This window comes from Streptomyces sp. MB09-01, from assembly GCF_033794505.1.
GTDB lineage: Bacteria > Actinomycetota > Actinomycetes > Streptomycetales > Streptomycetaceae > Streptomyces.
Window position 1 is genome coordinate 1 of record NZ_JARAYQ010000336.1, and the last position, 7,350, is coordinate 7,350.

At 74.7% G+C, this 7,350-nt stretch carries 6 protein-coding genes and 2 pseudogenes; 4 read left to right on the top strand and 4 right to left on the bottom strand.

Annotated features, from left to right (window positions below; all coding sequences use genetic code 11):
• Positions 1–172: 172 nt before the first annotated feature.
• The 3 genes from PV721_RS38930 to PV721_RS38920 form a co-directional block, all read right to left on the bottom strand.
• Positions 173–1,444 (bottom strand): HAMP domain-containing sensor histidine kinase, encoded by a 1,272-nt coding sequence (locus tag PV721_RS38930; RefSeq protein WP_319732909.1) that lies wholly within the window; start codon positions 1,442–1,444, stop codon positions 173–175.
• The gene (locus PV721_RS38925) at positions 1,441–2,199 is read right to left on the bottom strand and encodes a hypothetical protein (protein WP_319732911.1); all 759 of its coding nucleotides are present in this window, start codon (positions 2,197–2,199) and stop codon (positions 1,441–1,443) included. The genes PV721_RS38930 and PV721_RS38925 overlap by 4 nt, the downstream gene beginning before the upstream one ends.
• An 81-nt stretch (positions 2,200–2,280) precedes the next feature.
• Complete coding sequence (locus PV721_RS38920; protein ID WP_319732913.1) at positions 2,281–2,913, bottom strand: hypothetical protein; 633 nt, start codon at positions 2,911–2,913, stop codon at positions 2,281–2,283.
• 543 nt (positions 2,914–3,456) lie between these two features.
• Between PV721_RS38920 and PV721_RS44190 the strand changes: the two are divergent.
• Positions 3,457–3,570, top strand: a pseudogene (locus PV721_RS44190) (nuclease-related domain-containing protein); the annotation flags it as partial.
• 258 nt (positions 3,571–3,828) lie between these two features.
• Here PV721_RS44190 and PV721_RS38910 read toward each other — a convergent pair.
• Positions 3,829–4,251: pseudogene (locus PV721_RS38910) on the bottom strand (NERD domain-containing protein); the annotation flags it as partial.
• Between the two features lie 186 nt (positions 4,252–4,437).
• Between PV721_RS38910 and PV721_RS38905 the strand changes: the two are divergent.
• The 3 genes from PV721_RS38905 to PV721_RS38895 all read left to right on the top strand — a co-directional run bounded on the left by PV721_RS38905 (position 4,438) and on the right by PV721_RS38895 (position 7,178).
• Positions 4,438–5,070, top strand: a complete 633-nt coding sequence (locus PV721_RS38905; RefSeq protein WP_319732913.1) for a hypothetical protein — start codon at positions 4,438–4,440, stop codon at positions 5,068–5,070.
• A gap of 81 nt (positions 5,071–5,151) precedes the next feature.
• Positions 5,152–5,910, top strand: coding sequence for a hypothetical protein (locus PV721_RS38900; RefSeq protein WP_319732911.1), 759 nt, complete (start codon positions 5,152–5,154; stop codon positions 5,908–5,910).
• The gene (locus PV721_RS38895; RefSeq protein ID WP_319732909.1) at positions 5,907–7,178 is read left to right on the top strand and encodes a HAMP domain-containing sensor histidine kinase; all 1,272 of its coding nucleotides are present in this window, start codon (positions 5,907–5,909) and stop codon (positions 7,176–7,178) included. Before PV721_RS38900 ends, PV721_RS38895 begins: the two co-directional genes overlap by 4 nt.
• The last annotated feature ends 172 nt before the right edge of the window (positions 7,179–7,350 follow it).

A 7,350-nucleotide genomic window follows, 5' to 3' on the forward strand; every position in this document is an offset into this window, starting at 1 on the left:
CCCCGGCGAAGGCGCTGTCCGGCGTCGCCGACTGCGTGACTGCCGCCTTCCGGCCGGCTGGGCCAGCCGCCCTGCGGGGAGCGCCCCGGCACGCACCCGACCACCGAGCCCCCGGCAGGGGAGCCGGACCCCACCCGCCGAGCCTCCGGCAGGGAACCCGGCAGGGAACCGGCTAGCAGCCCGGTAGCGACAGGACCGCCAGCCCGCCGCCGCCCTCCGCCCGGCGGAACTCCAGCCGTGCGCCGATCGCCGTGGCCTGCCCGACCGCGATCGTCAGGCCCAGCCCGTGGCCCTTGCCGCCGCCGCTGCGGAAGCGCTGCGGGCCGTGTGCCAGGAGGTAGTCGGGGAAGCCGTCGCCGTGGTCCCGTACGGTCACCACCGGCCCGTCCACCGTCAAGACCACCGGCTGCCGGCCGTGCCGGTGGGCGTTGGCCACCAGGTTCCCCAACACCCGTTCCAGCCTGCGCCGGTCCGTCTCCACGTGGGCGTCCCGGACGACCACGACCTCCGTGTCCGTCCCCGATGCCCGCACCACCCGCCCGGCCAGCCTCGCCAGTTGGTGCAGATCGGTCTCCACCGTCTCGCTGCCCGAGTCCAGCCGGGAGATCTCCAGCAGGTCCTCCGTCAGCTGCCGCATCGTCCGTACCCGCTCGCGCACTAGCTCGGTCGGCCGGCTCTCCGGCAACAGCTCCGACGCCGCCTGCAACCCCGTCAGCGGCGTGCGCAGCTCGTGCGCCACGTCCGCCGTGAACCGCCGCTCGCTCTCCAGCTTCGACTGCAGGCTCCCCGCCATCGTGTCCAGCGCCCCGGCCACCGTCGCCACCTCGTCCTGGTGCCGCGAGGGGTCCTTCGTCCGCGGGTCGTCCACCCGCGCGTCGAGGTCGCCCTGGGTGATCCGCCGCGCCACGGTCGCCGTCTGGTGCAGCCGCCGGGTCACGCGGGTCACCGCGAAGGCGCCGACCAGCAGCGTTCCGCCGATCGCCAGCACGGACGACCCGATGATCGCGTTGTCGAGCCCGCTGATCGTGCGCGCGCTCTGCCCGTAGTCCACGGCGGTCGCCAGCGCCCGGCCGTCCGCCGGCGCCGCCGCCCACATCATGGTGCGGCCCCGGTCGTCGGCCACGACCGTTCCCCGCTGCCCGCTGAGGGCGAGCGCCCGCAGTTCCGGCGGCAGCCCCGCGGGATCCAGCCCCGCGTCGCGCGGCAGGGCCTCGCCCGCCTCGTACGCGCGCGAGACGTCGTGCAGTTTGCCGAGCGCCTTCTCCCGCGCCGTGACCACCGTCTGCCGGGTCACCTCCACGTGTACGAGCACACCCAGCACGGCCGCCAGCGAGCAGCACATCACCACGATGAAACACGCCGACTTCCAGGTCAGCGTGGCCGTCCACGCGGGCAGCTTCGGCCGCGACGCCTGCCTCCGCCTCGGCGCCGACTCCGGTCTCATGGCCGGACCGGCTCGCCGCCGGGCCGACGGCTCGCCGGCCCCTGCGGGCCCGAGGGCAGCCGCACGATCTGCTCGCGCGTCGGCAGCATGGTGAGCTGCTTCTCGTCCCAGGACCAGGCGGTGATCAGCTCGTAGCCGCGGTTCCCGCTGGGCACCCGCAGGACCACGTCCCGCCCGGCCAGCTCCACCGAGATGACGGTCTCCGTGGTCGCCATGATCCGGTTGAGCCGTCCGTCCGGGTCCGCGGTGTACACCCGTACGGACATCATCTTGTCGGGGAACTCGATGCCGACGATCAGCTCGTCCTTGCCGTTGCCCGTGAGGTCCCGGTAGTACGGCGTCAGCACCGGGCAGGCCGCGGTCCCCGCCTCCGCGTTCTCGTCCTCTTCCGTCCCACAGGCCCTGATCGCGGCCGCGGTCTCGGACGGCATCCCGTCGGCGCCGACGTCGGTGTCCGGGTGGGCCCGCAGCTCCGCCTGGACGAGGGCCACCGGGTCGACGCCGTGCACGTCCTGGTCCCGGACGGGCGTGATCCCCGGGACGTACTCGGGCGGGGCCCCGCCCGGATCGGCGGGCGGTACGGTCGCTCCCGCGCGGTCGGGCCACAGGTGGACGGGCCCGCTCGCGGTCGGCGTGGCGCCGGCGCCGACCAGCCCGCCGGTGTCGCCGCAGCCCGCCAGCAGCGGGAGCAGGGCCAGGGCCGGCAGGGCGTGGAACGGGAACCGGAACCGGCGGGACGTGCAATGCCTGTTCACAACTTCCCGTGCCTTCCTGTCCGCGCTACGACGACGGCCGATCTCGTCAACCATATGCGGAGGTACGCCCCTTTTAGGAAGTCAGCTGTCCGTGCGACCGCGGCGCAGCATCGCGTAGCCGAGCCCGGCGGCGCCGACGGCCGCGATCCCGCCGCCGGCCGCGAGCAGCAGCACGCCTTCGCCCGGACCGTCGGCCAGCGTGCTCAGGCGCGGCGCGTCGGCGGGCCGGGAGGCGAGGTCGCGGAGGCGGTCCGTGGCCGGCTGCTGCGGAGCCGAGGCGGGGAGCACGTGCCCGCTGCGCGTACCGGTCTTGTGCCCGTCGCCCGCCACGGCGTGCCCGCCGCCCTGGGCGGCGTTGTCACCGACCCAGGAGGTCAGCCGACCGGAGGAGTCCAGCGCGGCGTGCAGGTCCCCGGCCGCGGCGAAGTCGGTGATCCCGTCACGGCTCGTCAGCGTCGCCGCCTTGGCGCCGTCGGCGGTCAGGATCTCGGCCTGGTACGCGCCGTTGGCGATGCGGTAGACCCTCGCCGTGGACTCGTCGTCCGCGAGGGACAGGCTCTTGAGCAGGGTCCGCGACGGGGCGGCAGAGTGCGCGGACGAGGCCGCCGGTACCCCTTCGGCCAGCGCGGCGGCGGTGGGCAGCGCCAGCAGGCTTGCGGCACATGCGGTCACGGCGGAGGCGCGAACGAGGGTGCGGCGGCTGACGGTGCTCACGGGAAGCCCTTCGGTGCTGTTCAGGACCTGGCGCGTCCAGGTGGGACAAACCTAGGCGTCGGCCGTTGCGGCCGAGCCCCGGACGTGTAACAGCGAAGTCGCAACGTTCCGTCGGAGTCGTTACACAACCGAGGGATTGTGGTGCGGCGTTCCGGCTGCTCCCATGGACGGCTGGGGGTGAGGGCGATGCGCGGACTCAAGGTACTGCCGAGCGGCCGGCCCGGCCGCGGCCGGCTGTACGTCAACCTGCCCGACGGGCAGGCGGTTGCCTGGTACGACCGGCAGGCCAACCGGATCAGCGTGCTCGCGGACGACCACCGCGAGGCGATCCTGGCGGTGCTGCGCCCGTATCTGAGCGGGACCGTCTCGATCGGCCCGCCCCCGGTCCCCACCGCGGCCGACCTGCGGCGCCTCGCCCTCCCGCCGGACGCGGACCTGGCCCCGAACCGCCCCGGCGAGACCCTGCTGGGCGAGCTGGAACACGGCTCGGCGGGTACCCGCGCCCGGCACCGGCTGCGTCAGGACCTCGCCGCGCAGCAGCGGATGGGCGACGCCTTCGACGCCCTGGAGCCGGACGGCTGGCGGACCCTGCACTGCCTTCCGCTCCCGGACCTCGGGACCATCGACCACCTGCTCATCGGCCCCGCCGGGATCTTTTGCGTGCGTACGATCCCGGGCCGGCGCCAGCGCGCGGTGGTCGGCGACCTCCTGCTCACGGTGGGCCGCACGGAACCCCGCCCGGACCCCCGTTGGATCCGCCGCGCGGCGGATCCAACGGGGGTCCGGGCGGGGTTCCGTGCGGCCCACCGTGAGCAGGAGGTCGCCGACCACCGCGCGCTGGCGCCGGCCCGGGATCGTACGCACGCAAAAGATCCCGGCGGGGCCGATGAGCAGGTGGTCGATGGTCCCGAGGTCCGGGAGCGGAAGGCAGTGCAGGGTCCGCCAGCCGTCCGGCTCCAGGGCGTCGAAGGCGTCGCCCATCCGCTGCTGCGCGGCGAGGTCCTGACGCAGCCGGTGCCGGGCGCGGGTACCCGCCGAGCCGTGTTCCAGCTCGCCCAGCAGGGTCTCGCCGGGGCGGTTCGGGGCCAGGTCCGCGTCCGGCGGGAGGGCGAGGCGCCGCAGGTCGGCCGCGGTGGGGACCGGGGGCGGGCCGATCGAGACGGTCCCGCTCAGATACGGGCGCAGCACCGCCAGGATCGCCTCGCGGTGGTCGTCCGCGAGCACGCTGATCCGGTTGGCCTGCCGGTCGTACCAGGCAACCGCCTGCCCGTCGGGCAGGTTGACGTACAGCCGGCCGCGGCCGGGCCGGCCGCTCGGCAGTACCTTGAGTCCGCGCATCGCCCTCACCCCCAGCCGTCCATGGGAGCAGCCGGAACGCCGCACCACAATCCCTCGGTTGTGTAACGACTCCGACGGAACGTTGCGACTTCGCTGTTACACGTCCGGGGCTCGGCCGCAACGGCCGACGCCTAGGTTTGTCCCACCTGGACGCGCCAGGTCCTGAACAGCACCGAAGGGCTTCCCGTGAGCACCGTCAGCCGCCGCACCCTCGTTCGCGCCTCCGCCGTGACCGCATGTGCCGCAAGCCTGCTGGCGCTGCCCACCGCCGCCGCGCTGGCCGAAGGGGTACCGGCGGCCTCGTCCGCGCACTCTGCCGCCCCGTCGCGGACCCTGCTCAAGAGCCTGTCCCTCGCGGACGACGAGTCCACGGCGAGGGTCTACCGCATCGCCAACGGCGCGTACCAGGCCGAGATCCTGACCGCCGACGGCGCCAAGGCGGCGACGCTGACGAGCCGTGACGGGATCACCGACTTCGCCGCGGCCGGGGACCTGCACGCCGCGCTGGACTCCTCCGGTCGGCTGACCTCCTGGGTCGGTGACAACGCCGCCCAGGGCGGCGGGCACGCCGTGGCGGGCGACGGGCACAAGACCGGTACGCGCAGCGGGCACGTGCTCCCCGCCTCGGCTCCGCAGCAGCCGGCCACGGACCGCCTCCGCGACCTCGCCTCCCGGCCCGCCGACGCGCCGCGCCTGAGCACGCTGGCCGACGGTCCGGGCGAAGGCGTGCTGCTGCTCGCGGCCGGCGGCGGGATCGCGGCCGTCGGCGCCGCCGGGCTCGGCTACGCGATGCTGCGCCGCGGTCGCACGGACAGCTGACTTCCTAAAAGGGGCGTACCTCCGCATATGGTTGACGAGATCGGCCGTCGTCGTAGCGCGGACAGGAAGGCACGGGAAGTTGTGAACAGGCATTGCACGTCCCGCCGGTTCCGGTTCCCGTTCCACGCCCTGCCGGCCCTGGCCCTGCTCCCGCTGCTGGCGGGCTGCGGCGACACCGGCGGGCTGGTCGGCGCCGGCGCCACGCCGACCGCGAGCGGGCCCGTCCACCTGTGGCCCGACCGCGCGGGAGCGACCGTACCGCCCGCCGATCCGGGCGGGGCCCCGCCCGAGTACGTCCCGGGGATCACGCCCGTCCGGGACCAGGACGTGCACGGCGTCGACCCGGTGGCCCTCGTCCAGGCGGAGCTGCGGGCCCACCCGGACACCGACGTCGGCGCCGACGGGATGCCGTCCGAGACCGCGGCCGCGATCAGGGCCTGTGGGACGGAAGAGGACGAGAACGCGGAGGCGGGGACCGCGGCCTGCCCGGTGCTGACGCCGTACTACCGGGACCTCACGGGCAACGGCAAGGACGAGCTGATCGTCGGCATCGAGTTCCCCGACAAGATGATGTCCGTACGGGTGTACACCGCGGACCCGGACGGACGGCTCAACCGGATCATGGCGACCACGGAGACCGTCATCTCGGTGGAGCTGGCCGGGCGGGACGTGGTCCTGCGGGTGCCCAGCGGGAACCGCGGCTACGAGCTGATCACCGCCTGGTCCTGGGACGAGAAGCAGCTCACCATGCTGCCGACGCGCGAGCAGATCGTGCGGCTGCCCTCGGGCCCGCAGGGGCCGGCGAGCCGTCGGCCCGGCGGCGAGCCGGTCCGGCCATGAGACCGGAGTCGGCGCCGAGGCGGAGGCAGGCGTCGCGGCCGAAGCTGCCCGCGTGGACGGCCACGCTGACCTGGAAGTCGGCGTGTTTCATCGTGGTGATGTGCTGCTCGCTGGCGGCCGTGCTGGGTGTGCTCGTACACGTGGAGGTGACCCGGCAGACGGTGGTCACGGCGCGGGAGAAGGCGCTCGGCAAACTGCACGACGTCTCGCGCGCGTACGAGGCGGGCGAGGCCCTGCCGCGCGACGCGGGGCTGGATCCCGCGGGGCTGCCGCCGGAACTGCGGGCGCTCGCCCTCAGCGGGCAGCGGGGAACGGTCGTGGCCGACGACCGGGGCCGCACCATGATGTGGGCGGCGGCGCCGGCGGACGGCCGGGCGCTGGCGACCGCCGTGGACTACGGGCAGAGCGCGCGCACGATCAGCGGGCTCGACAACGCGATCATCGGGTCGTCCGTGCTGGCGATCGGCGGAACGCTGCTGGTCGGCGCCTTCGCGGTGACCCGCGTGACCCGGCGGCTGCACCAGACGGCGACCGTGGCGCGGCGGATCACCCAGGGCGACCTCGACGCGCGGGTGGACGACCCGCGGACGAAGGACCCCTCGCGGCACCAGGACGAGGTGGCGACGGTGGCCGGGGCGCTGGACACGATGGCGGGGAGCCTGCAGTCGAAGCTGGAGAGCGAGCGGCGGTTCACGGCGGACGTGGCGCACGAGCTGCGCACGCCGCTGACGGGGTTGCAGGCGGCGTCGGAGCTGTTGCCGGAGAGCCGGCCGACCGAGCTAGTGCGCGAGCGGGTACGGACGATGCGGCAGCTGACGGAGGACCTGCTGGAGATCTCCCGGCTGGACTCGGGCAGCGAGACGGTGGAGACCGATCTGCACCAACTGGCGAGGCTGGCCGGGCGGGTGGTGCGGGCATCGGGGACGGACACGGAGGTCGTGGTCGTCCGGGACGCCCACGTGGAGACGGACCGGCGCAGGCTGGAACGGGTGTTGGGGAACCTGGTGGCCAACGCCCACCGGCACGGCCGGCAGCCGGTGGTCTTGACGGTGGACGGGCCGGTGGTGACCGTACGGGACCACGGCGACGGCTTCCCCGACTACCTCCTGGCACACGGCCCGCAGCGCTTCCGCAGCGGCGGCGGCAAGGGCCACGGGCTGGGCCTGACGATCGCGGTCGGGCAGGCCACGGCGATCGGCGCACGGCTGGAGTTCCGCCGGGCGGAGGGCGGCGGCGGGCTGGCGGTCCTGTCGCTACCGGGCTGCTAGCCGGTTCCCTGCCGGGTTCCCTGCCGGAGGCTCGGCGGGTGGGGTCCGGCTCCCCTGCCGGGGGCTCGGTGGTCGGGTGCGTGCCGGGGCGCTCCCCGCAGGGCGGCTGGCCCAGCCGGCCGGAAGGCGGCAGTCACGCAGTCGGCGACGCCGGACAGCGCCTTCGCCGGGG

Coding starts and splice junctions, on each gene's coding strand:
- PV721_RS38930 (WP_319732909.1), bottom strand. CDS start 1,444: ATGAGACCGGAGTCGGCGCCGAGGCGGAGGCAGGCGTCGCGGCCGAAG.
- PV721_RS38895 (WP_319732909.1), top strand. CDS start 5,907: ATGAGACCGGAGTCGGCGCCGAGGCGGAGGCAGGCGTCGCGGCCGAAG.